The following is a 23,087-nucleotide window of genomic DNA, read 5'->3' as shown; positions in this document are numbered from 1 at the left end:
CGGAGTTTTCCCCGCGGGGGGGGGGCCCCCCCGGGGGGGGCCCCCCGCCCCTGTCACTGCCCCGACGGCGGCAGGGAAGCGGCCCCGCCGCGATGGCCCGTCGAGCCGCCGATCCGGACACGGGAGCCCCCGGCTCCCGACTGTCGGGCACCGCACCGGCCGTGCAGCTACCGGCGACCGGTGACCGGCCGTCGGGCAGCGGATCGGCCGCAGTGGTCCGGCGATCCGGACATGGCGGCCCCGGCCCGCGCCGTCGGGCAGCGGACCGGCCACAACGGCAATTCCGGCTCCCGGTCGTTGGTCAGCGGACCGGCCGCGACGGCAGTTCCGGCCCCCGGCTCCCGACTGTCGGGCACCGCACCGGCCGTGCAGCTACCGGCGACCGGTGACCGGCCGTCAGGCAGCGGACCGGCCACAACGGCAATTCCGGCTCCCGGCCGTTGGTCAGCGGACCGGCCGCGGTGGGTCTGTGTCCGGGCACGGCAGCTACCGGTGACCGGCCCCCGGCCGTTGGTCAGCGGACCGGCCGCGACGGCAGTTCCGGCCCCCGGCCCCCGGCCGTCGATCAGCGGATCGGCCGCGGTGGGCCTGTGTCCGGGCACGGCAGCTACCGGTGACCGGCCCCCGGCCGTCGGGCAGCGGATCGGCCGCAGTGGTCCGGCGATCCGGACATGGCGGCCCCGGCCCGCGCCGTCAGGCAGCGGATCGGCCGCGGTGGCAGTTCCGGCCCCCGGCCGTCGGGCAGCGGATCGGCCGCGGTCGCAGTTCCGGCCCCCGGCCGTCGGGCAGCGGATCGGCCGCGGGTCCCGGGTCCCGGGCCGGGCACGGGAGCGGTCGGCCCGCCGGGCCGGTGGCGACCGCGGCCACGCGGTGGCTGCGGGGGCGCTTCGCGGGCGAAGCCCGCTCCGCGCTGATTTGACCCGGCCGGAGGCACTCCGTAACCTTGACCTTCGGCGTTTCTGCGCCTATACGCCTGAGCACCTTCCTCCCGGCCCCCGCCGCTCCGCGGTGACGGTCGCGAGAGGCACCCCACATCACATGACGCGGGTTGCTGGCATCAGGGGTCCGCATCGAGCAGAGAGTGAGTTCAGCGTGTACGCGATCGTGCGTAGCGGTGGCCGCCAGCACAAGGTGGCCGTCGGCGACATCGTCGAGGTCGACAAGATTCCCACGGGCAAGGTCGGCGACGCCGTCGCGCTCTCGACGCTGCTCGTCGTGGACGGCGAGGCCGTCACGAGCGACCCGTGGGTGCTGGCCGGGATCAAGGTCGAGGCCGAGATCGTGGACCACCACAAGGGCCAGAAGATCGACATCCTGCGCTACAAGAACAAGACGGGTTACCGCCGTCGCCAGGGTCACCGCCAGCAGTACACGGCGCTGAAGATCACCGGCATCCCCACGGCTGCGAAGTAAGGGACTGAGGAGAGATGGCACACAAGAAGGGCGCATCGTCCACCCGGAACGGTCGCGACTCCAACGCTCAGCGGCTCGGCGTGAAGCGCTTCGGCGGTCAGGTCGTCAACGCCGGTGAGATCATCGTCCGCCAGCGCGGCACCCACTTCCACCCGGGCTCCGGCGTCGGCATCGGCAAGGACGACACGCTGTTCGCGCTGTCCGCCGGTGCGGTCGAGTTCGGCACGAAGCGCGGCCGTCGCGTCGTGAACATCGTTCCGGCCGCCTGACCCGCAAGGGACTCAGCGCAGCCGAAGACTTCGAGGGCGGACCCCGCTCCCGGCAACGGGAAGCGGGGCCGCCCTCGGTGTGTTGTCACCCGTAGGACCTCGGGACATCCCCGTACGTATCTGGAGGAAGCACCCATGACCACCTTCGTGGACCGCGTCGAGCTGCATGTCGCCGCGGGTAACGGGGGCCACGGCTGCGCCTCCGTGCACCGGGAGAAGTTCAAGCCGCTCGGCGGCCCCGACGGCGGCAACGGCGGCCGGGGCGGCGACGTCACCCTGGTGGTGGACCAGGACGTGACCACGCTGCTGGACTTCCACCACAGCCCGCACCGCAAGGCCACCAACGGCAAGCCCGGCGAGGGCGGCAACCGGTCGGGCAAGGACGGCACCGACCTGGTGCTGCCGGTGCCGGACGGCACCGTCGTGCTCGACCAAGAGGGCAACGTGCTGGCCGACCTGGTCGGCCAGGGCACCACCTACGTCGCAGGCCAGGGCGGCCGCGGCGGCCTCGGCAACGCGGCGCTGTCCTCGGCCCGCCGCAAGGCGCCCGGCTTCGCGCTGCTCGGCGAGCCCGGCGTGTCCCAGGACATCGTCCTGGAGCTGAAGACGGTGGCCGACGTGGCGCTGGTCGGCTACCCGAGCGCCGGCAAGTCCTCGCTGATCTCCGTGCTGTCCGCGGCCAAGCCGAAGATCGCCGACTACCCGTTCACCACCCTGGTGCCCAACCTCGGCGTGGTCACCGCGGGCTCGACCGTCTACACCATCGCTGACGTGCCCGGTCTGATCCCCGGCGCGAGCGAGGGGCGCGGCCTCGGCCTGGAGTTCCTGCGCCATGTCGAGCGCTGCTCGGTGCTGGTGCACGTGCTGGACACCGCGACGCTGGAGTCCGACCGCGACCCGGCGACCGACCTGGAGACCATCGAGGCGGAGCTGCGGGCGTACGGCGCAGGTCTCGAGGACCGGCCGCGGGTCGTCGTGCTCAACAAGGTCGACGTGCCGGACGGCCGCGACCTCGCCGAGATCATCCGCCCCGAGCTGGAGTCCCGCGGCTACCAGGTCTTCGAGGTCTCCGCGGTCTCCCACCACGGGCTGCGGGAGCTGTCCTTCGCGCTGGCGAAGATCGTCGCCGAGACCCGCGCGGCCGAGCCCGTGCAGGAGTCCACCCGGGTGGTCATCCGCCCGAAGGCGGTGGACGACGCCGGCTTCACGGTCACCCCCGAGGGCGACAGCCTCTTCCGGGTGCGCGGTGAGAAGCCGGAGCGCTGGGTGGTGCAGACCGACTTCTCCAACGACGAGGCGGTCGGCTACCTCGCCGACCGGCTCAACCGGCTCGGCGTCGAGGACCAGCTCCTCAAGGCCGGCGCCAAGCCCGGCGACGGCGTCGCGATCGGCCCCGAGGAGGACGCGGTCGTCTTCGACTGGGAGCCGACCATGGCCGCGGGCGCCGAGATGCTGGGCCGCCGCGGCGAGGACCACCGGTTCGACGCGCCGCGCGCCGCGGTCACCCGCCGCCGCGACAAGCAGGCCGAGCACGACGAGGCGGAGCACGAGTACCGCGGGTTCGACCCGTTCAAGTAGCCCGCGCCGGGCGGTCGGGCCGCGAGGGCCCGTCCGCCCGCTGTAGCCCCTCCGCCCGCGGGGAGCCGTCCGCCCCGGCCGGCCGGGTGAGGATGCGCCGGGACAGCACGTAGGTGAACGGGATCGCCACGATCGCGGCCGCCAGCGGTGCGACCCGGTCGTCCACACGCGCCCACTCCACCAGCGCGTACACGCCGACGCTGGTCACCACGTAGTTGGTGAGGTTCGTGAGCGGGAAGAGCAGGAACTTCCGCCAGCTGGGCCGGGTGCGGTAGGTGAAGTAGGTGTTCAGGAAGAACGAGCCGGTCATGCTCAGCACGAACGCCACGGTGTACGCGGCGAAGTACGGCAGCCAGCCGCGCAGCGCGAGGTAGCAGCCGTAGAAGGTCGCGGTGTTGACCACGCCGACCGCTGCGAACCGCGCCACCTGCAGGGCGCCGGGCCGCAGCCGGGGCGCCCTCAACGGACCGCGGGGCGCGGCGGCACCGCGGCGCCCACCGCCGTGACCGGGGCGGGGACCGGGTCGGCGCCGCCGCCGGAGAGCACGTCGGTGGCCGCGCCCTGCCGGGTCACCCCGAAGGCGCGCGGCGCGTTGGTCTCCTTCACCAGGAAGTGCGGCCGGCGCTTGGTCTCGTAGTAGATCCGCCCGATGTACTCGCCGATCAGCCCGAGCATCAGCATCTGCAGGCCGCCGAGCCCGACCACCGCCACCAGCAGCGTCACGTAGCCCGGCACGTCGGGTCCTTCGATCATGGCCAGCACGGTGACCGCCACCGCGTACGCCGCGGCGACAGCGGACATGATCAGGCCGAGGTAGATCGCCAGCCGCAGCGGGCGGTTGTTGAAGGAGATCAGGCCGTCCATGCCGTAGTTGACCAGGGCGCCGAAGCGCCACTTGGTCTCGCCGGCCTCGCGCGCCGCGTTGCGGTAGTCGAAGGTGACGGTGTCGAAGCCGATCCAGGAGAAGAGCCCCTTGGAGAAGCGGTTGTACTCCGGCATGGCCAGCAGCGCGTCCACCGCGCGGCGCGAGAGCAGCCGGAAGTCCCCGACGCCGTCGGTGAGTTCGACGTCCACCCAGGTGTTCACCGCGCGGTAGTACAGCCGGCTCAGGGCGCTGCGCAGCCGCTTGTCGCCCTCGCGGGTGCGGCGGGCGATGATCTGGTCGTGGCCGGCCCGGAACAGGTCCAGCATCCGCCCGATCAGCTCCGGCGGGTGCTGCAGGTCGGCGTCCATCACCACCACCGCGTCGCCGGTGGCCTCCTTCAGGCCGGCCAGGATGCCGGCCTCCTTGCCGAAGTTGCGGCTGAAGGAGACGTAGCGGGTGCTGGCCTCGCGGCCGCGCGCCAGTGCGCGCAGCCGCTCCAGGGTGCCGTCCGCGCTGCCGTCGTCGACGTAGCACAGCTCGTAGTCGACGGACAGCGCGTCGAGGGTCTCGCGGATCCGCTGGTCGAAGAGGTCGACGACGGCCTCTTCGTTGTAGCAGGGCACTACGATCGACAGTCGCATCAGGTCACTTCCGGCGCCGTACGCGGGGACGGAGCGTACGGTGTCAGGCACGCACCGCAGCTCTCCGGTCAGAGTAGGACGCGCGATGTCGCGTGCGGCCGACCTGGACGCGCGATGCCGGAAAGTTCAGCAACCCGTCCGAACGGGACCCTTGAGAGTTAACCCCGGTGTGGGCAACCCAAACCGACAAATACTACTCTGGGCCCGCCGCGCCGATCATCGGCGCCCACCATCCGCAGCAGAAGCGAGGGACACCGAATGGCCCGTGTCAGCGTCGTCGTGATCACGTACAACGATGCCGGGCACGTGGCCGCCGCCGTCGAGTCGGCGCTGGCACAGGGCGACGAGGTCGGCGAGGTGCTGGTGGTCGACGACTGCTCGACCGACGGCACCGCCGAGGTGCTCGCCGCGCTCGCCGACGCCGACCCGCGGGTGCGGCCGGTGCCGCGGACCACCAACAGCGGCGGCTGCGGCACCCCGCGCAACGACGGCATCGGCGCGGCGGCCTTCCCCTACCTGCTCTTCCTGGACAGCGACGACGTGCTGCCGCCGGGCGCCGTCGACGCGCTGCTGCCGGTCGCCGAGAAGCACGACGCCGACGTGACGGCCGGCCGGGCGGTCCGCCGCGAGCTGCCCGAGGGCCGCGACAGCGTCTGGGCGCCGCGCATCTACGACACCGCGGCCGGCGCCACCCTGCCCGGCACCGTCGTGCAGGGCATCGCCGACCACCCGGAACTGCTCTGGGACACCCTGTCGGTCAACAAGCTCTACCGCACCGCCTTCCTGCGCGGCCGCGGGCTGACCTTCCCCGACGGGGCGTTCCACTACGAGGACTTCGTCTTCACCGCCCGGCTGTACGCCGCCCGGCCGCGGATCGCCTACACCGATGCGCCGGTCTACGTCTGGAACGTGCGGCGGCAGGCCGCCCGGCTGTCCATCTCGCTGCGCCGCGCCGACATCACCAACTGGCAGCACCGCATCGCCGCCCACCGCGGCGTCGTCGACACCTTCCGCGACGCGGGCGCCTACGGCCTCGCCGAGGCCGCGCAGGCGAAGTTCCTCGACTACGACCTGCCGATGTACATCCGCGAACTCCCGCAGCGCCAGGCCGCGTACGTGGCCGACTGGTGGCGGGTCACCCGGGACTACGTGGCGGGCTTCGACCGCGAGGGCCTGGCGCTGGCGAGCGTGCCGGGGCGCTGGACCGCCCGCGCGCTGACCGCGCCCGGCGCCGACGAGCCCGAGCCGGGCGCGGCGGGCCTGGGCCGGCTGGTGGAGCTGGCCGCCCGGCCGCCGCGGCTGATCCCGCCCTACGGCGACGTCCCGCCGCTGGAGCTGGCCGAGCTGGAGCCGCGCGCGCTGCCGGTCACCGTGGAGGCCAGGGTGCAGACCGGCAGCACCACCCGGCTCGGCCTGCGGGTGCACGACCTCTACGGGCGGCTGGCGGCGCTGCATCCGGTGGCGCTGCGAGTGGAGCTGTTCGAGCGGGGCGCGGCGGAGCCCGCGATCACGGTGGACTCCCCGCTGGTCGCCGAGGGCGACAAGGGCTGGACCGGTGCGCTGCGGCTGCGCACCGCCGACCTGGCCCGCAGCGGCCGCCTGGCGGTCTGGCACGTGCGGGCCGAGATCCGCTACGCGGGCACCGACCAGCGCACGCCGGTGGAGGTGCGGGCCGCCGACCACCAGGAGGCGCGGCGCAGCGCCGTGGTCCGGCCGACCGGGCAGGTGCTGCTGGTGCAGACGCACATCACCGCGGGCCGCGCGCTGATCCTGCGGGTCGCGGACGGCATGCAGGGCGCCCGCCGGGTCGCGAGCGGCCGGCTGCGCAGGCTGCTCGGCCGCTGAGGCCGCTCTCGTCCTCCCCGGGAGGCGGCAGGTGAGACAGAGCGTAGCTGTGCAACAGCTATGAATATGAGCGGTAGATGAGATGATCCGATCGTTCTGGACAGTGGGCGCGTGATTCACCTAGTGTTCATCGGACGATCGCACCACATCTGCCCGCTTTCTCTGAGAAGTTGATCGCATACCCATGGTCATACGAGGCATTCGGTCCGGTGTGACCACTCTGCCGAAGCGTCTGGACTCCCTCACCAGCCTCAGGTTCTTCGCAGCCTTCGCGGTGTTCACCCACCACTTCACCGGGTTCGGCGGCAAGACGGGACTGGGACGCTCACCGCTGATCTTCCCGTACTCGATGATCGGCGGCCACGGCGTCACGTTCTTCTTCGTGCTCTCCGGCTTCCTGATGATGTGGGTGTTCAAGCCGAACGAGCACCCCGGCGTCTTCTACTGGCGCCGCGTGGGCCGCATCTGGCCCGCGCACCTGGTGGCGCTGGTGCTGGGCATCTACGCCTACTACATCGCCGCGCACCTGAAGATCAGCTGGCCGAGCCTGATCGCCTCCGCGTTCCTGGTCCAGACCTGGGCGCCGAACGTCACCCCGACCCTGCCGGGCAACGAGGTCACCTGGACCCTCAGCGTCGAGCTGCTCTTCTACGCGCTCTTCCCGCTGCTCGGCCGGATCGCGGTCCGGCTGCGCACCCGCTGGCTCGCCGCGGCCACCGCGGTCGGCCTGGCCGGCATGTGGGCGATCGACTGGTTCGCCACCGCCCACTACTCGCCCGCGCACGCCGGCTGGGTCATGCGGCACCCCGCGGTCTACCTGCCGCAGTTCATGCTCGGCATGACGATGGCGCTGGCGATCAAGCGCGGCTGGCGGCTGCCGCTGCGCCCGTTCGTCCCGATCGTGCTGCTCGGCGCCTACGTCTACTGCTACTACCAGGGCCGGGCCCGGCTGTCCGCCGGCAAGGTGGCCCAACTCGACTTCACCGTACGGCCGATCATCGCGATCCTGTCCGCGCTGGTGATCCTCGCGTTCGTGCAGCGCGAGGTGCGCGGCCTGCGCGGCCTGCTGAACACCAAGCCGCTGGTGATGCTCGGCCTGTGGTCGTACTGCTTCTACCTGCTGCACCACTCGATCAGCCGGATCGCGATCTACCAGTGGGGCCGGCTGCCCAACAACAACGCCGTGCTCTTCACGCTGCTCGGCATGGCGCTGGTGGTCAACGTGCTGGCGTGGGCGCTCTTCACCTTCGTCGAGGAGCCCGCCGAGAAGTGGTGGCGCAAGCGCACCCCGAAGCGCTGGCTGAAGCAGGGCGAGACGCCGCCGCCGGCCATCCCGGCGCCGCGCCGCCCGCAGTCCGAGAGCGTCCTGGGCTGACACCGGGCGCTGCGAGACGGCATACGGCGAAGGGCCCGCCCCCGAGGGGGGCGGGCCCTTCGCCGTATGCCGGTGGCGGACCCTCAGCGCTCCAGGAACGTGAAGAGGTCCTCCCAGCGCTGCGTGATGGACTCCGGGGTGTAGCGCTGCACGTTCGCCCTGGCCAGCTCGCCCATGCTGTCGCGCAGCTCGGCGTCCGCCATCAGCCTGACCACCTGGCGGGCCAGCTCCGAGGTGTTCCCCGGCCGGGCCAGCAGGCCGTCCACGCCGTCCTCGATGATCTCGTGCACGCCCGGCGCGCAGTCGAACGCCGCGCACGGCAGCCCGCACGCCATCGCCTCCAGCAGCGCCAGCGGGAAGCCCTCACCGCGCGAGGACTGGATGAACACCGAGGCGCCGCGCAGCGCCCCCGGCACGTCCGAGGTCTGCCCGGCCCACTCCACCGAGTCGTCCAGGCCCAGCTCGGTGCACTGCGCCTTCAGCGGTGCCTCCAGCTCGCCCGCGCCGTAGATCTTCAGCCGCCACCCGGGCTGCCGCGGCGCGGCCTCCGCCCAGGCGTCGAGCAGCATGTCGATGCCCTTCTGGTGGCTGAGCCGGCCGACGCTCGCGACGACCTTCTCGGTCCGCGGCGAGGCCACCTCCGGCATCATCGGCAGCGGGTTCGGCATGAAGCCGACGTTGTTCAGGCCGCGGCCGGCCCACAGGTCGGCGTCCTCCTGCGTCAGCAGCAGCAGCCGGTCCACGTCCTTGTAGAACTTCTCCACCCGCTGGAACCGCGAGGACTGCTTGGAGTACTCGTACGACTCGTGGCTCATGCCGATCACCGGGTGCCCCGCGGTGTCCGCGAGCGCCACCCACTCCATCGCCCACACCTGGGTGACGACGATCATGGCGCCGGGGCGTGCCGCGCGGAAGAGCGCGGACAGCTTCTCGGTGCTGCGCCTGACGCCCTTGTCCCGGGCCGACTCCTGCCGCCGGGCGGCCACGTTGGCCCGGTCCAGCAGGCCCTTGGGCCGCCACTTGCCGGGCGGCCGCACCTGGTAGAGGGTCACGGTGTCGAACGGCGGGTTCTCGCCGAGGTCCATCGGGACCTCGGGCGGCGCGATGCCGACGATGGTCACCCGGTGGCCGCGGTCGGCCAGCAGACCGGCCAGCTGGGCCTGCCAGCGGGCCACGCCGCCGAGTTCGTTCACCTCGTTGGCGACGAAGAAGATGTCGCGCTGCCGGTTGCTCATCGGGTCGTTCCCCCTGCCGGGCCGAAGAAGCGGTCCGCGATCCGGGCCGCCGCGTCGCCGCGGTCGTACTCGCCGTATCTGGCCACGAAGTCCTTGACCTGGTCGCTGTACTTGGCGCGTACCGCGTCGAGGTCGGAAAGCGTCGAGAGGAGCTCCTCCTCGGTCCGCGCGACCGGACCCGGGGCCTCCTCCAGCAGGTTGAAGTACGTGCCGCGGATGTCGTGCGCGTACTCCTCCCAGTCATAGGCGTAGAAGACGATCGGCCGCTCGGTGAGGGCGTAGTCGAACATCACCGAGGAGTAGTCGGTGACCAGTGCGTCGGCCAGCAGCAGCAGCGGCGTGATGTCCGGGACACCGGTGACGTCCACGATCCGGCCCGCCACCGACGGCGGCAGCGTCACCTTGTTCAGGTAGTGCGAGCGCACCAGCAGCGTGAAGCGGTCGCCGAACCGGTCGGCGAAGGCGTCCACGTCGAAGGGCGCCTCGAAGGACTGCACGCGGCCGTCGGCCGCGGCCCGGAAGGTCGGCGCGTAGAGCACCACCGGAAGGTCCGGGCGAAGGCCCAGCTGCGCGGCCAGCTCGCGGGCCGCGGCCGGCGGCTCGGCGGCGCCGCGGGCCTGCACCAGCGCGTCGTTGCGCGGGTAGCCGACGCGCAGCAGCCTCTCCTCCGGCAGCCGGTAGGCGCGGGCCAGCGTGCGCACGTCGTGCTCGGTGCGCACCACGAAGTGGTCGAAGCGGTCCAGCGCCTTCTGGTAGTCCTGCTGCTCGTTCTCCGCCATGATCCGGTACTTCGGCTCGTCGAAGCCCATCCGCTTGAGCGCCGAGCCGTGCCAGGTCTGGATGTACGTGGTCTCGGGCCGCTTGGCCAGCTTCAGCGGGAAGCCCTGGTTGTCGATCCAGAACTCGGCCTGGGCCAGCGCCCGCAGGTACTTCCACGACCAGCGCTGGACCAGCTCCACACCCTGCGGGTAGTCCTTCGGCGGGTTCTTGCCCTCGTACGACCAGATCGCGGTGATCGGGGCGCCGCGGCGGCGCAGCTCCTCGAAGATCGCCCGCGGGCTGTCGCTGTACTGCTTGCCGAGGTGGCTCTCGAAGACGACGGTGCCCTTGCGGACCGGCAGCACCTTGACCATCTGGTGGTAGCCCTGAATCTTGCGCGGGCCGGAGTCCAGCCGGCGGCGGGCGTCGCGCGCCTTGCGCAGCACCGTCTTGGCGGCGCGGGCCGGCGGCCCCTGCAGGTTGCGCTGCACCAGGGCCCGGCCGACCTGCGCGGCCCTGCCGTGCTGGGTCAGCACGAAGGCGAGGTGGCCCTTGGCCGACACCTCGGGCTTGAGGCGGTCCGCGGTGGCCCGGGTGAGCATCGGGCGCACCACGATGGCGCCGGTCTCCTCCAGGTCGGTGTTGCCCGCGGTGATCTTGCCGGCGGTGGTCCTGCCGTCCACGGTCAGCCGCAGCCGGATGTCCCACACCTCGTCGATGATGCCCAGCGGGCGCAGCGTCTGACGCAGCGGCACCTCCGCGTGCCAGCTCAGCCACTCGCCGTCGTGCCGCAGCTCCTGCACCGGGACCCGGTACGAACGCAGCGAGCGGCGGCGGGCCTTGAACTCCAGCTCGGCCTTCATCGAGGCGCCGGGCGGGACCACGCCCAGCGGGTTGACGATCTGGCCGTCCAGGACGACGCCGGTGGCGCTCTCCTGGTAGCCGGTCAGCTGGTTGCGCAGGTTGAGCCGGTCCAGCGGGGTGCTGTGGTAGCCGCGGTCGGTGACGTCGAGTATGTCCCGGGCGTGCGGGTCGTCGAGGTGGTCGGCGCACCAGTACACCCGGCCGCCGACCTCGGCCAGCGGCGAGGACACCTTGTTCCGGTTGATCAGGGTGTCGATGGCCGGCATCAGGTTCGGCCAGTCCTCCTTGAGCAGGAGGAAGGCGCAGATCGCGTGGATCGGGTCCAGCGAGTCGAAGGCCCCGCGCGGAAAGTCGCGGGTGTACTCGTTGGCCATCTCGGCGAAGCGGTGCCGGTAGTCGTCGTCGAGGAACGGCAGGTCCCGCAGATAGAGCACCAGGTCGTGCTTCAGGAACTTGACGTCCTTGTGCAGCCGCAGGTCCTCCAGACCGCGCCGCTTCAGGATCGCGTCGACCCTGCGGTGGATCTCCAGCCGGTCCGCGAAGTTGTTGATCTCGTGGCGCCTGTTGCTGATGGATTTCGCCTCGGTCTTCTCCACCACGTTCCAGTGGTAGACCGTCTGCGGAATCAGCGTGATGCGCTCGGCCGCGAGATAGGCCTGCGCGGAGAAGAGCAGGTCCTCGTAGTGAATTCCGCGGGGGAAAGTGAGTTCTTTCTCCTGGAGGAATTCACGGCGATAGCACTTGTTCGTCGAAAGGGTGTCGAAGACGAACAGGTCGGGGAGTTCCGCGATGCTGTCGAAGGTCCGCGTGGTGCGGTACAGCCACGGGTACCAGTCGACCCGCTTGTTGTTGCGGTGGTCGACGTGCACCCGGACGCACTTGCCCGACACCAGGTCGGCGCCGGTGCGGTCGGCGGCCTCCAGCATGTTCCGGCAGGCGTGCGGATCGAGGATGTCGTCGCTGTCCAGGAACATCACGTAGCGACCGCGGGCCACCTTGATCCCCTGGTTGCGCGGTTCGCCGCAGCCGCCGCTGTTCTCGGCGAGCCGGATCGCGCGCACCCGGTCCGGGTCCGCCTCCGCCAGCCGCTGGGCGACCTGGAAGGAGTCGTCGGTCGAGCAGTCGTCGGCGATGACGACCTCGACATTGCGCAGTGACTGGTCGAGCACCGACCGGACCGCGGTCGGAAGTCGGGCCGCGTCGTTGTACACGATAACGACAACGCTGATGTCCGGAGTGGTGCCGGACACCTCCTCAGCCGCGTTGGTCATTCTTGACACAGCCACCTCTGGTCGAAATTACGGTCTGCGATGACTGCATAGCTTATCTCATGTGCTGTCACCGCCCGTTCAGGAGCCGGTCACACCTCGTTCAGGCGTGCGACGAGCCCGTCCCGGGGGCGGCGGGGCGCTTGGGTACGATGGCCGGCATGACGTGGTTGATCACCGGCGGTGCGGGATACATCGGTTCACATGTGGCCAGGGAGCTGGTCGGCGGCGGCGAGCCGGTGGTCGTGCTCGACGACCTCAGCACCGGTGACGCCTCCCGGCTGCCCGAGGGCGTCGTCCTGGAGCGCGGCTCGGTGCTGGACGGGCCGTTCGTCGAGGACGTGCTGCGCCGCCACGGCGTGACCGGCGTGCTGCACATCGCGGCCAAGAAGCAGGTCGGCGAGTCCGTCGAGCGCCCGCTGTACTACTACCGGGAGAACCTCGACGGGCTGCGCACCGTACTGGAGGCCGCGGTGGCCGCCGGGGTGCTGCGGTTCCTGTTCTCCTCCTCCGCCTCGGTGTACGGCATGCCCGACGTGGACCTCGTCACCGAGCAGACCCCGTGCCTGCCGATGAGCCCGTACGGCGAGACCAAGCTGGCGGGGGAGTGGCTGGTGGCGGCCGCCGGCCAGGCGCACGGCATGGCCACCGCGTCGCTGCGGTACTTCAACGTGGCCGGCGCCGCCGCCCCCGAGCTGGGCGACCCCGGGGTGTTCAACCTCATCCCGATGGTCTTCGAGCGGCTGGAGGCCGGCCAGGCCCCGCGGATCTTCGGCGACGACTACCCCACGCCCGACGGCACCTGCGTCCGCGACTACATCCACGTCGCCGACATCGCCTCGGCGCACCTGGCCGCGGCCCGCCGGCTGGTCGCCGACCCGCAGGCCCGGCTGGTGCTGAACATCGGCAGCGGCGAGGGCGTCTCGGTGGCCGAGGTCATCGACACGATCCGCCGGGTGACCGGCCACAGCGACCTGGCGCCCGAGGTGGTGGCCCGCCGGGCCGGCGACCCCGCGCGCGTGGTCGCCTCGGCCGAGCTGATCGGCAAGGAGCTGGGCTGGACCGCCCGCTTCGACCTGGAGCAGATGGTGACCTCCGCGTGGGAGGGCTGGCGGCACCGCCACTGACGGCGGCGCTCCGGCACGGGCGGCGTCTCGGCGCCGCCCGCGCCCGGGTTGATGCTCCGGCCCGCGCCCCGGCCCGATCGCGGGCGCCGGCTCAGGCTTCCATCTCGGTCGCGACGTAGGTGCGCAGCCAGGTGCGGAAGTCGGGTCCGAGGTCCTCACGTTCGCAGGCCAGCCGCACGATCGCCCGCAGATAGTCCGCACGGTCCCCGGTGTCATAACGCCGCCCGGTGAACACCACCCCGTGCACCGGACCCCCCTCACCCTCACGCTGCGCCAACTCCCGCAACGCATCGGTCAACTGGATCTCCCCACCCCGCCCCGGCCCGGTCTTCGCCAACACCCCGAACACCGCCGGATCCAGCACATACCGCCCGATCACCGCGAACGACGACGGCGCCTGCCCCACCTCCGGCTTCTCCACCAACCCCGTCACCCGCACCACATCCCCCTCACCCGTCGGCACTATCGCCGCCGACCCGTACAAATGGATCTGCCCCGGATCCACCTCCATCAACGCCACCACACTGCCCCCGTACCGCGCCCGCACCGCGATCATCCGCGCCAACAACGGATCCCGCGGATCGATCAGATCATCACCCAGCAACACCGCGAACGGCTGATCCCCCACATGCGGCTCCGCACACAACACCGCATGACCCAACCCCCGCGGATCCCCCTGCCGCACATAATGCATCGTCGCCAGATCACTGGACTCCCGCACCCGCGCCAACCGCGACGCATCCCCCTTCCGCGCCAGCGCCTCCTCCAACTCATAGTTCCGATCGAAGTGATCCTCCAACGGACGCTTGTTCCGACCCGTCACCATCAGCACATCCGACAACCCCGCCGCCACCGCCTCCTCCACCACATACTGAATCGCCGGCTTGTCCACCACCGGCAACATCTCCTTCGGCGTCGCCTTCGTCGCCGGCAGAAACCGGGTCCCCAGACCCGCCGCAGGAATAACAGCCTTCGTGATCCGGGCATCCATGTGCGTCATGCCGTGCACCATAGCGGGCACGTATGTGTGGAAGATGAAGAAGCGATTCATTGCGGCTGATAGGCGGCGTTGTGCATGATATGAGCGGGTCCCGCGACCTCAAGAAGGGCCTGCGGGCGCGGCTGCTGAGGGCCAGGCGCGATCTGAGCCCGGCGCAACGGCAGGCGGCCGCCGTCGCATTGGCGTCGAGAGTACGCGACCTCCCTCAGGTGGCGGCCGCGGCCACTGTGGCGGCCTATGTGTCGACGGGCACCGAACCCGGCACCCTCGAGCTGATCGACGCCCTGCGTGAGGGCGGCGTCCGCGTGCTGCTGCCGGTGCTGCTCGACGACGACGACCTCGACTGGGCCGAGTACCGCGGCCGCGAGACCCTGGAACCCGCCCGGCGGGGCCTGCTGGAGCCCTGCGGTCCCCGGCTGGGCCCACGGGCTGTCACGGGCGCTCAGGCCGTCCTGCTGCCCGGTCTCGCCGTGGACGCCCTCGGTGTGCGCCTGGGACGCGGCGGTGGCTCGTACGACCGGGCCCTGGCCCGCCTGGCCGAGGCGGACGCGCACCCCTCGCTCGTCGTCCTGCTGTACGCGCACGAGGTGGTCGACGCGGTCCCGAGGGAACCGCACGACCACCTCGTGGACGCGGCCGTCACCCCTGAGGGCGTACTTCGCTTCCCCGGCGTTTCGGCGTGACCGCGACGCCAAGAAGGCGCGCCGTCGCCTGGCGCCGCCGAGGCGGCTACGGGGTGAGCGCCATCTTCGCCTTGGCGGCCCTGTCGACCTGTGCGTCGGAGAAGTACCAAGGCAGCAGCTCGCCGTTCGCCCACTTGTCGGTCTGGTCGGTGTAATGCGGGTTGTACGCGTGGCCCGAGGCGCCGGTGAGGTTGATCCAGCGGGACTTGTCGAAGTCCTGAAGGTTGACGATCATGCGCATCGACGGCACCCATACCACGTCGTACCCGCCGGCCGCGTCCCATCCGGTGGCGTCCACGGCGGCCTCGCCGCCGCTCAGCTGCCAGGGGCCGCGGTTGAGGAGCCACTTGACGACACCGGGGCCGTCGGTGCCCAGGGTCTGGTTCTTCAGGTTCAGCTTGTGCAGCCGCCCCCAGCTCCAGGTGTCGATGTCCTTGCCGAGCTTGGCGGTCAGCTCGTAGCGGGCGTCCTTCATGGCCTGCTGGAGGAGTTGGTCGCGGTCGCTGCGGTGGGCCTTGTTCTGGTCGGTGCCGAAGAACGCGGTGGTCGACATCGTCCACCACTGGTTGTCGGGCTGGTTGATGATGTCGCGCACCACCTCGAACCAGCGGTCGCCACCGTCAGGCTGCGCCTCGTCGGCGTCGCGCTCGCCGCACTCCTCGACGGTGTTGCTCTTGCCGTCCAGGTTGTCGACGGGTCCGGTCTGCCCGGCCGGCGGCACCCGCAGGCACTGGCCCTTGGGCCGCAGCTCCTTGGGCAGCTTGTTGCCGAAGGCGAGCTTGAGGACGTTGCGCCAGACGGCGTTGAAGTACGCGGCCGCAGCGGAGTCGGAATCCTGGTTGTAGTCCCATCCGACCAGCAGCTGTTGTGCTTTCCCTACGTAGTCACCCTTGTCGCCGGTGATGTTGATCTTCGTCAAGAGGGGCACGAGCAGCTTGGCGATCTCGCTGCTGTCGTCGTTCTGCACGGACTGCATGTCGTCCATGGAGATCTTGCCGCCGTCCTTGATCTTCGACGCGATGAGGTCGTTGATCCGCTGGCTGCGCGTGCCGTAGTCCCAGTCCTCGGTCAGCAGGAACGGGTACTTGCTCTGGTCGATCACCGCCTGGTTCGCAGTGACGATGTAGCCGCGGGCCGGGTTGTACTCGTACGGCATGGACTGGAACGGGATGTACTTGTTCGTCCAGCTGTAGCGCGAGCTCCAGCCGGGCTGCGGGTAGGTGCCGTTGTCGCCCGGCGGGCGGATCGGGATACTGCCGGGCGCCTGGTAGCCGATGTTGCCGCTGGTGTCGGCGTAGATCAGATTCTGCGACGGTACGGCGAAGTCATGAGCGGCCGTCCGGAAGTCGCTGAACTTCGTCGCCCGGTCGAGCTCGAAGACCGCGTCCATGGTCTTGGAGGGGGTGAGCGCCGTCCATTTCAGCGCGACCGCGTATCCGCTGTTGACCCCGCCCGGCGGGTCGGTGACCGGAGCGGTCTTGCCCACGGTGGTGAGTTCGTCGCTGCGGTCGGAGATGAGCGGGCCGTTCCTGGTCCCCCGGACGATGATGGTACGGGGCTTGCCGCCGGCGACCTTGATGGTCTCCTTGCGGGTCGCGAACGGCACCTGCTCGCCGTTGTAGAGATAGGTGCCGGCGGTGACCTTCTCCAGGTACAGGTCGGTGACATCGGCGCCCAGATTCGTCATACCCCAGGCGATGTCCTGGTTGTGGCCGATGATCACACCAGGCATGCCGGAGAAGGTGTATCCGGCGACGTCGTACGGGCAGGCCGCACCGACCCTGCGGCAGTGGAGGCCCATCTGGTACCAGAGCGACGGCAGCTGGGGCGCCAGGTGCGGATCGTTGGCCAGAAGCGGCTTGCCGGTCGTCGTGTAGGTGCCGGACACCACCCACGAGTTGGATCCGATGCCGGTGCCGGAGGGGCCGAGCAGGGCGGGCATCTGGTCGATGATCTGGGAGATGCCGGCGAGCTGGCCGTCCACGGTGGAGTTCAGTCCCTGCGGGCCGTTCGACCCGGCGGGCTTGTATGTTCCGGTGATCGGATCGACGGCACCGGCGTCGACGATCGGACGATTGCGATCATAGGGATAAGCCGGATAAAGCTGCTTTATCTGCGCCTGGCTGAGCCGGCTCGTCATGAGGGCGCGGTCGATCTCGTCCTGCATGTTGCCGCGCAGGTCCCAGGCCATCGCCTTGAGCCAGGCCACCGAGTCGACCGGCGTCCACGGCTCCGGCTTGTAGTTGTTGACGAGCGACAGTGCCGCGTACTCCACGGACAGGCCGGCGCCACTGTGGTCCTGCAGATAGGCGTTGACACCGTCGCTGTACGACTGCAGGTACTTCTTGGTGGTGGGACTGAGCTTGGTGTCGTACTCCTGCTGCGCGACGCCGTGCCAGTCGAGGGTGCGCAGGAAGGCGTCGGTCTCGACCTGGCCCTTGCCGAACATCTCCGACAGCCGCCCGGAAGTGAGGTGGCGGCGCACATCCATCTCGTAGAAACGGTCCTGCGCCTGCACATACCCCTGCGCGCGGAAGAGGTCCTCGGGGGTGTCGGCGTAGATCTGCGGGATGCCGTTCGTGTCGCGCTTGACATCGACGGGCGCGGACAGCCCCTTGAGCTTCAGGGAGCCGGTCGTCTGCGGGAAGGAGGCGTGCACCGTGCCGACGCTCCAGTACGACCCGTAGCCGATCCCCGCCACCAGCAGCAACGCCATCACGATCACGATGAGGCGGAGGCGGCGGGTCTTCTTCCGTGCGGGCATCGCTGTCCTTCAAGGGGCAGGGCGGACCGGGTGATCACGTGCTCGTTGTGCAAGGGCAACCATAGGCGTAAGTCCTTTGGCCCAAGGACACGGCGTCCGAGTGACCCATCCGGTGGACCTTGCATCGTCAAGGGAGGGTAAAATATTAGGTAAGGCAATGAAGTTGAAAGGACCAGGCCCCTGACTGTCCACCACCTCAACGAGATCCTCCTGATCGGCGCCGCGGTGCTGCTGGTCGCCGTCGTCGCCGTGCGGCTCGCCTCTCGCAGCGGACTGCCGACCCTGCTCGTGTACCTCGGCATCGGCGTCGTGATCGGCCAGGACGGCCTGTTCGGCTTCACCTTCGACAACGTGCAACTCACCCAGGTGCTGGGCTATGCGGCGCTGGTGGTGATCCTCGCCGAGGGCGGACTGGGGACGAAGTGGCACGAGATCCGGCCGGTGGTCCCCGCCGCCGCCGTGCTGTCGACGGTGGGTTTGCTGGTGAGCGTCTTCATCACCGGCACGGCAGCGCACTACCTCGTGGGCCTGGACTGGCGTCAAGCACTGATCATCGGCGCGGTGGTGTCCTCGACGGACGCCGCCGCCGTCTTCTCCGTACTGCGCAATGTCTCCCTCCCCCAGCGCGTGACCGGCGTCCTGGAGGCCGAGTCCGGCTTCAACGACGCACCGGTCGTCATCCTCGTCGTCGCGTTCTCCGCGGCCGGCCCGGTCGAGCACTGGTACGAGCTGATCGGCGAGATCGCCCTGGAGCTGGCGATCGGCGCCGCGATCGGCATCGCCGTCGGATGGATCGGGGCGTACGCCCTCAAGAGGGTGGCGCTGCCGGCCTCGGGCCTGTATCCGATCGCGGTTCTGGCGATCGCCGTGGGCGCCTACGCTCTCGGCGCGCTCGTGCACGGCTCGGGCTTCCTCGCCGTGTACGTCGCGTCCCTGGTGCTCGGCAACGCGAGACTTCCGCACCGCCCTGCCACGCGCGGCTTCGCCGAAGGCCTCGGCTGGGTGGCCCAGATCGGCCTCTTCGTCCTGCTCGGCCTGCTCGTCACCCCGCACGAACTGGGCGATGACATCATCCCCGCTATCGTCATCGGCCTGTTCCTGACGATCGTGGCCCGACCCGCGTCGGTGGTGGTGAGCCTGCGGCCGTTCGGTATCCCCTGGCGCGACCAGGCGCTCATGTCATGGGCCGGACTGCGCGGAGCGGTGCCGATCGTGCTCGCGACCATTCCGATGGTGGCCGGCGTGGACGACAGTCGGAGGATCTTCAATATCGTCTTCGTCCTTGTGATCGTCTACACGCTGGTGCAGGGCCCGACCCTGCCATGGGTGGCGCGGCACCTGCATCTGGAGGAGGGCGACGACAGCGGGGCGGCAGATCTCGGCATCGAGTCGGCGCCCCTGGAGCGACTCCAGGGGCATCTGCTCTCCGTCGCCATTCCGCAGCGGTCCCGCATGCACGGCGTGGAGGTCGACGAGCTGCGGCTTCCCCACGGAGCCGCAGTCACCCTGGTGGTGCGCGCCGGTGCCAGCTTCGTGCCGCTGCCCACGACCGTGCTACAGCGCGGCGACGAGCTTCTCGTCGTCACCACCGACCCGGTGCGTGACGCCGCCGAAGACCGCCTGCGTGCCGTCGGACGAGGGGGCAAGCTGGCCGGTTGGCTCGGCGACGTCTGAGGGCGGCCACCGTCGACCGCACACCCGAGAAGGCAACGCGTCACGAACGATCACCCGAAGAGTTACGTATGATGAGCAGGTATTTGTCGAGTACAACCTCTGCCTGACGCAGGACCGGCGTGGGATTTCCACGCTGAGCGGACGGTCCTCGGCGCGCAGGTGCGGACCATCCGCCCGCGCGCTACCAGGCGGCAGAAAGTCCGAATCGTGGCATCCAAGGTGCCCACCTCCTCCTCTTCCTCTGCGCGCGGGGCGACCGGCGACCGCACTCCCGGTTACCGGCAGCTGCTGCGCACCCCTCACGCGTGGAGTTTCCTGGTCCCGGGCTTCGCCGCGCGGCAGCCGTTCGCGATGCTCACGATCAGCCTCGTGCTGCTGGTCCAGCACACCACCGGCTCCTACGGGACGGCCGGCGCGGCGGCTGCCGTCACCGGCGTCTCGATGGCACTGTGCGCCCCCCGAGGCGGCCGGCTCGCAGATCGGTACGGGCAGCGGGCCGTACTGCTGCCGGGCGTCGTCCTGCACGCGGCGTCGGTCGGCGTCCTGGTGACGCTCGCGCTCGCCCACGCGCCGTCCTGGGCGCTCCTGATCGCGGCGGTGCCCGCAGGTGCGACGGTCCCCCAGGTCGGACCCATGGTGCGTTCACGCTGGGCGGTGGCGCTGAACGGTTCTGCTCCGCCCCTCAGGGCGGCGGCCGCGGCGTTTGAGTCAGTGACGGACGAGTTCACGTTCGTGGTCGGCCCGGTGCTCGCCACTGCCCTGTGCACCTCGGTCCATCCGGCCGCGGGTCTGATGACGGAAGCGACCCTGACGCTGGCCGGAGGCGCCCTCTTCGCTCTCCAGAGTCGGTCCGCCCCGTCGCCGCACCCCTCGGGCGCCGGCCGTGGCGGGGGCCACGCCTCGGCGCTGGCCTCTCCGGGAGTGCGCGCGCTCGCCGTGGCGTTCCTCGGCATCGGGGCGGTCTTCGGCGGCATGCAGGTGTCGCTCGCCGCATTCACCCACGAGATCGGCCGTCCCGGCGTCAACGGCATCCTGTACGGCACTTTCGCTGCGGGAAACATGCTCGCGGGAGTGGTCTACGGGGCTGTCTCCTGGCGTGTGCAGCCGCGTACACGGCTGCTGGCGGCCTATGCCGCTCTTGCGGTCGCCTGCGTCCCGCTGTGGATGGCGCACTCCCCGGTGCTCCTGGGTGTGCTCGGCCTCCTTGTGGGCCTGTGCATCGCACCCGCGCTCATCACCGGGTACACGCTGGTCGACACGCTGGTGCAGCCGGCCACCCGTACGGAGGCCTTCACATGGCTGACTGGAGCGGTCGCACTCGGTCAGGCGGCGGCGGTCACCGTGGCGGGGCTGCTGGTGGACCACGCCGGTTCGCGTGCCGGTTTCACGGTGCCGCTGGCGGGCACCACCGTGGCCCTCGCGGTGCTCCTGTGGCTGCGCGGGCGGATGGTTCCGCCGACGCGCGCCGTCGTGGTAGCTGGTGTGATCGGTCACCGTACGCCGGTCTCGGTGGACTGACGGCGGGAAATACTGCACTATTGAGCGTCGTTAGCACTCAACGAGTGAGAGTGCCAGGAGGATCAAGTGCCGACGTACCAGTACCAGTGCACCGAGTGCGGCGAAGCCCTCGAGGCGGTGCAGAAGTTCAGCGATGACGCGCTGACCGAGTGCCCCAACTGCGGCGGACGCCTGCGCAAGGTCTTCTCGGCAGTGGGCGTTGTCTTCAAGGGGTCCGGTTTCTACCGGACCGACAGTCGGGGCTCGTCGACGAGCAGCAGCCCGGCGGCCAAGAGCGGCGGCTCGGACGGTAAGTCGTCCAGCAGCACGTCGGCGGGGGATTCCTCGTCGTCCTCCGGCTCGAAGTCGTCGTCCTCCTCGTCCTCCTCGTCGTCGAGCAGTACCTCGGCCGCCTGAGCCGAGGTCGCCGCCTTTCGGGACGGCAGTAGTTCTTACGATCCCCCGTCGTCGCCGCGGCGGGGTTTCGTGCTGCCCGAGCAGGCCGATTAGGGTGGCGGCCATGGTGGAGAGCAGCAGCGGTACGCAGCCGCAGGTCGAGATCGGCGTCATCGGAGGATCGGGTTTCTACTCGTTCCTCGACGATGTGATGGAAGTCACCGTCGAGACTCCCTACGGGCCCCCGAGTGACTCGCTGTTCATCGGCGAGGTGGCGGGCCGGCGGGTGGCGTTCCTGCCGCGGCACGGCCGCAAGCACCACCTGCCGCCCCACAAGATCAACTACCGGGCGAACCTCTGGGCTCTGGCCTCGGTCGGCGCGCGGCAGGTGCTCGGGCCCTGCGCGGTCGGCGGACTGCGCGCGCAGTACGGTCCCGGCACCCTGCTGGTCCCCGACCAGCTGATCGACCGCACCAAGTCGCGCGCCCAGTCCTACTTCGACGGGATGGCCCGGCTCGACGGCGAGGTGCCCAACGTCGTCCACGTGACCTTCGCCGACCCCTACTGCCCGGTCGGCCGGCAGGCGGCGATCGACACCGCGAGAGCCGGGGGGTGGGAGGCCGTGGACGGCGGGACCCTCGTCGTCGTGGAAGGGCCGCGTTTCTCCACCCGTGCGGAGTCGCTGTGGCACGCGGCCCAGGGCTGGTCGGTGGTCGGCATGACGGGCCACCCCGAGGCTGTGCTGGCTCGTGAGCTCGGCCTCTGCTACACGTCGTTGACCCTGGTGACCGACCTGGACGCCGGTGCGGACACCGGCGAGGGAGTCTCCCACGAGGAGGTACTCGAAGTCTTCGCCGCAAACGTCGGACGGATGCGCGACGTGCTCTTCGACGTGATCGGAACACTTCCCGCCAACGACTCCAGGGACTGCCTGTGCGTCAACCCGCTGGGTGGCCAGGAGCCGGGAATCACGCTGCCGTAGCGGCAGGCAGGGGCATCGGGGCGCCGACTCCGGGCAGCGTTCACCCTTGCGGGCGGCGGAGTTTTCCACAGCCCGTGGAGTTGTCCACAGGCGCCTGAGCACGACGTCGGCCCGCTGCGCGAAAGTAGGTGCGTCGGCCGGTTCGCGGTCGGCGTTCACCTACGTCAGGCGGTACCCGCTCATGTTTCCCTCCAGCCGTACGCCCATCCTTGCTCACCCTCCGCGTCCGCCCCAGCGCGCAGTGAAATCGGACCTGCTCTGCCTCTCCCCCACACCCACCGTGCCCGCTCCGCATCTGCCGCCGCGCTGCGAGGTCCCGCAGTTCGAACCCATCCGCGCCGGCGGGCGCGGCGGCGCGAGCCTGCTGCCGCGAGCGGTACGGCGACGCTGGCGGATGGTCGCGGTGGGCTTCTCGGTGACCTCCGCGGTGCTCGCCGTCTCGGCAGCGCACGGCGCGGCCGCACCGGTACGGGCAACGGCCCCACCACCACGTCCAGCGCCGGGAGCCTTGCAGCAGCCACCCGGCGACACCCTGGTACGTGCGCCCGTCAGGATCGCCGACGCGGCGGCGGTCGGCCTTCTGCACCCGGGCGACCGCGTGGACGTGCTGGCCGCTTCGCGGCTGGTCGCCACGAATGTCGCCGTGGCTGCGGTGCCCGTCGTCCCGATGACATCGGACGGGCCCGAGACCGACCCGGCTGTGGCAGTCGGTCGCGCAGGGATGGCGCCCGGCGGGGTGCTCGTCGTCCTGAACGTTCCGCGTCACACCGCGGCAGCGCTCTCCGGAGCTGCTGCCTCGTCACCGCTGGGGGTGGCGCTGTGCTGAATCGGTCCCCCTTGAGCGAGATCGCG

The 23,087-nt window shown here is 70.5% G+C and carries 18 protein-coding genes; 12 read left to right on the top strand and 6 right to left on the bottom strand.

All coding sequences use genetic code 11. The features are described from left to right. Positions 1–1,092 precede the first annotated feature (1,092 nt). The 3 genes from rplU (at position 1,093) to obgE (ending at position 3,260) form a co-directional block, all read left to right on the top strand. Positions 1,093–1,413 (top strand): 50S ribosomal protein L21, encoded by a 321-nt coding sequence (rplU, locus tag V2S66_RS29635; protein WP_330799815.1) that lies wholly within the window; start codon positions 1,093–1,095, stop codon positions 1,411–1,413. Positions 1,414–1,427: 14 nt separating this feature from the next. Next, positions 1,428–1,682, top strand: a complete 255-nt coding sequence (rpmA, locus tag V2S66_RS29630; protein ID WP_031514533.1) for a 50S ribosomal protein L27 — start codon at positions 1,428–1,430, stop codon at positions 1,680–1,682. Positions 1,683–1,817: 135 nt separating this feature from the next. Further along, positions 1,818–3,260, top strand: coding sequence for a GTPase ObgE (gene obgE, locus V2S66_RS29625; protein WP_330799814.1), 1,443 nt, complete (start codon positions 1,818–1,820; stop codon positions 3,258–3,260). Here the strand turns inward: obgE and V2S66_RS29620 are convergent. Both V2S66_RS29620 and V2S66_RS29615 read right to left on the bottom strand, forming a co-directional pair. Next, positions 3,253–3,687: a GtrA family protein gene (locus V2S66_RS29620; RefSeq protein WP_330799813.1), complete on the bottom strand. Its 435-nt coding sequence runs from the start codon at positions 3,685–3,687 to the stop codon at positions 3,253–3,255. The genes obgE and V2S66_RS29620 overlap by 8 nt on opposite strands. 32 nt (positions 3,688–3,719) lie before the next feature. Beyond that, a complete protein-coding gene (locus V2S66_RS29615) occupies positions 3,720–4,766 on the bottom strand; it encodes a glycosyltransferase family 2 protein (RefSeq protein ID WP_330799812.1) in 1,047 nt (348 codons plus the stop codon). Positions 4,767–5,024: 258 nt separating this feature from the next. Here V2S66_RS29615 and V2S66_RS29610 point away from each other — a divergent pair, with 258 nt between their 5' ends. Continuing rightward, the gene (locus tag V2S66_RS29610) at positions 5,025–6,611 is read left to right on the top strand and encodes a glycosyltransferase family 2 protein (protein ID WP_330799811.1); all 1,587 of its coding nucleotides are present in this window, start codon (positions 5,025–5,027) and stop codon (positions 6,609–6,611) included. A 211-nt stretch (positions 6,612–6,822) separates the two neighbouring features. Beyond that, entirely contained in the window at positions 6,823–7,986 is a 1,164-nt protein-coding gene (locus V2S66_RS29605) for an acyltransferase family protein (protein ID WP_330799810.1), read from the top strand. An 83-nt stretch (positions 7,987–8,069) separates the two neighbouring features. Here V2S66_RS29605 and V2S66_RS29600 read toward each other — a convergent pair whose 3' ends face one another. Then, positions 8,070–9,221, bottom strand: coding sequence for a glycosyltransferase family 4 protein (locus V2S66_RS29600; RefSeq protein ID WP_330799809.1), 1,152 nt, complete (start codon positions 9,219–9,221; stop codon positions 8,070–8,072). Beyond that, on the bottom strand, positions 9,218–12,115 hold the full coding sequence (locus tag V2S66_RS29595; RefSeq protein ID WP_330799808.1) for a bifunctional glycosyltransferase/CDP-glycerol:glycerophosphate glycerophosphotransferase: 2,898 nt from the start codon (positions 12,113–12,115) through the stop codon (positions 9,218–9,220). The genes V2S66_RS29600 and V2S66_RS29595 overlap by 4 nt, the downstream gene beginning before the upstream one ends. Positions 12,116–12,273: 158 nt before the next feature. Between V2S66_RS29595 and galE the strand changes: the two genes are divergently transcribed. Then, the gene (gene galE, locus V2S66_RS29590) at positions 12,274–13,239 is read left to right on the top strand and encodes a UDP-glucose 4-epimerase GalE (protein WP_330799807.1); all 966 of its coding nucleotides are present in this window, start codon (positions 12,274–12,276) and stop codon (positions 13,237–13,239) included. A 91-nt stretch (positions 13,240–13,330) separates the two neighbouring features. Here galE and galU read toward each other — a convergent pair whose 3' ends face one another. Then, a complete protein-coding gene (gene galU, locus V2S66_RS29585) occupies positions 13,331–14,239 on the bottom strand; it encodes a UTP--glucose-1-phosphate uridylyltransferase GalU (RefSeq protein WP_330799806.1) in 909 nt (302 codons plus the stop codon). Positions 14,240–14,319: 80 nt separating this feature from the next. Between galU and V2S66_RS29580 the strand changes: the two genes are divergently transcribed. Continuing rightward, complete coding sequence (locus V2S66_RS29580) at positions 14,320–14,922, top strand: 5-formyltetrahydrofolate cyclo-ligase (RefSeq protein WP_330799805.1); 603 nt, start codon at positions 14,320–14,322, stop codon at positions 14,920–14,922. 46 nt (positions 14,923–14,968) lie between these two features. Here the strand turns inward: V2S66_RS29580 and V2S66_RS29575 are convergent, their stop codons facing one another. Continuing rightward, entirely contained in the window at positions 14,969–17,686 is a 2,718-nt protein-coding gene (locus V2S66_RS29575; protein WP_330799804.1) for a penicillin acylase family protein, read from the bottom strand. A gap of 180 nt (positions 17,687–17,866) precedes the next feature. On the opposite strand from V2S66_RS29575, the gene V2S66_RS29570 reads away from it, so the two are divergent. From V2S66_RS29570 to V2S66_RS29550, 5 genes are all read left to right on the top strand, one after another. Then, entirely contained in the window at positions 17,867–19,360 is a 1,494-nt protein-coding gene (locus V2S66_RS29570; RefSeq protein WP_330799820.1) for a potassium/proton antiporter, read from the top strand. A 219-nt stretch (positions 19,361–19,579) separates the two neighbouring features. Beyond that, positions 19,580–20,878, top strand: a complete 1,299-nt coding sequence (locus tag V2S66_RS29565) for an MFS transporter (protein ID WP_330799819.1) — start codon at positions 19,580–19,582, stop codon at positions 20,876–20,878. A gap of 66 nt (positions 20,879–20,944) precedes the next feature. Next, positions 20,945–21,274: an FmdB family zinc ribbon protein gene (locus V2S66_RS29560; protein ID WP_330799803.1), complete on the top strand. Its 330-nt coding sequence runs from the start codon at positions 20,945–20,947 to the stop codon at positions 21,272–21,274. A gap of 103 nt (positions 21,275–21,377) precedes the next feature. Then, complete coding sequence (locus tag V2S66_RS29555; RefSeq protein WP_330799802.1) at positions 21,378–22,235, top strand: S-methyl-5'-thioadenosine phosphorylase; 858 nt, start codon at positions 21,378–21,380, stop codon at positions 22,233–22,235. Positions 22,236–22,416: 181 nt separating this feature from the next. Beyond that, positions 22,417–23,061: a hypothetical protein gene (locus V2S66_RS29550; protein WP_330799801.1), complete on the top strand. Its 645-nt coding sequence runs from the start codon at positions 22,417–22,419 to the stop codon at positions 23,059–23,061. The last annotated feature ends 26 nt before the right edge of the window (positions 23,062–23,087 follow it).

The organism is Actinacidiphila polyblastidii (assembly GCF_036353415.1).
In the GTDB taxonomy this organism is placed as follows: Bacteria; Actinomycetota; Actinomycetes; order Streptomycetales; family Streptomycetaceae; genus Actinacidiphila; species Actinacidiphila polyblastidii.
This window is presented reverse-complemented; position numbering and strand designations above follow the sequence as displayed.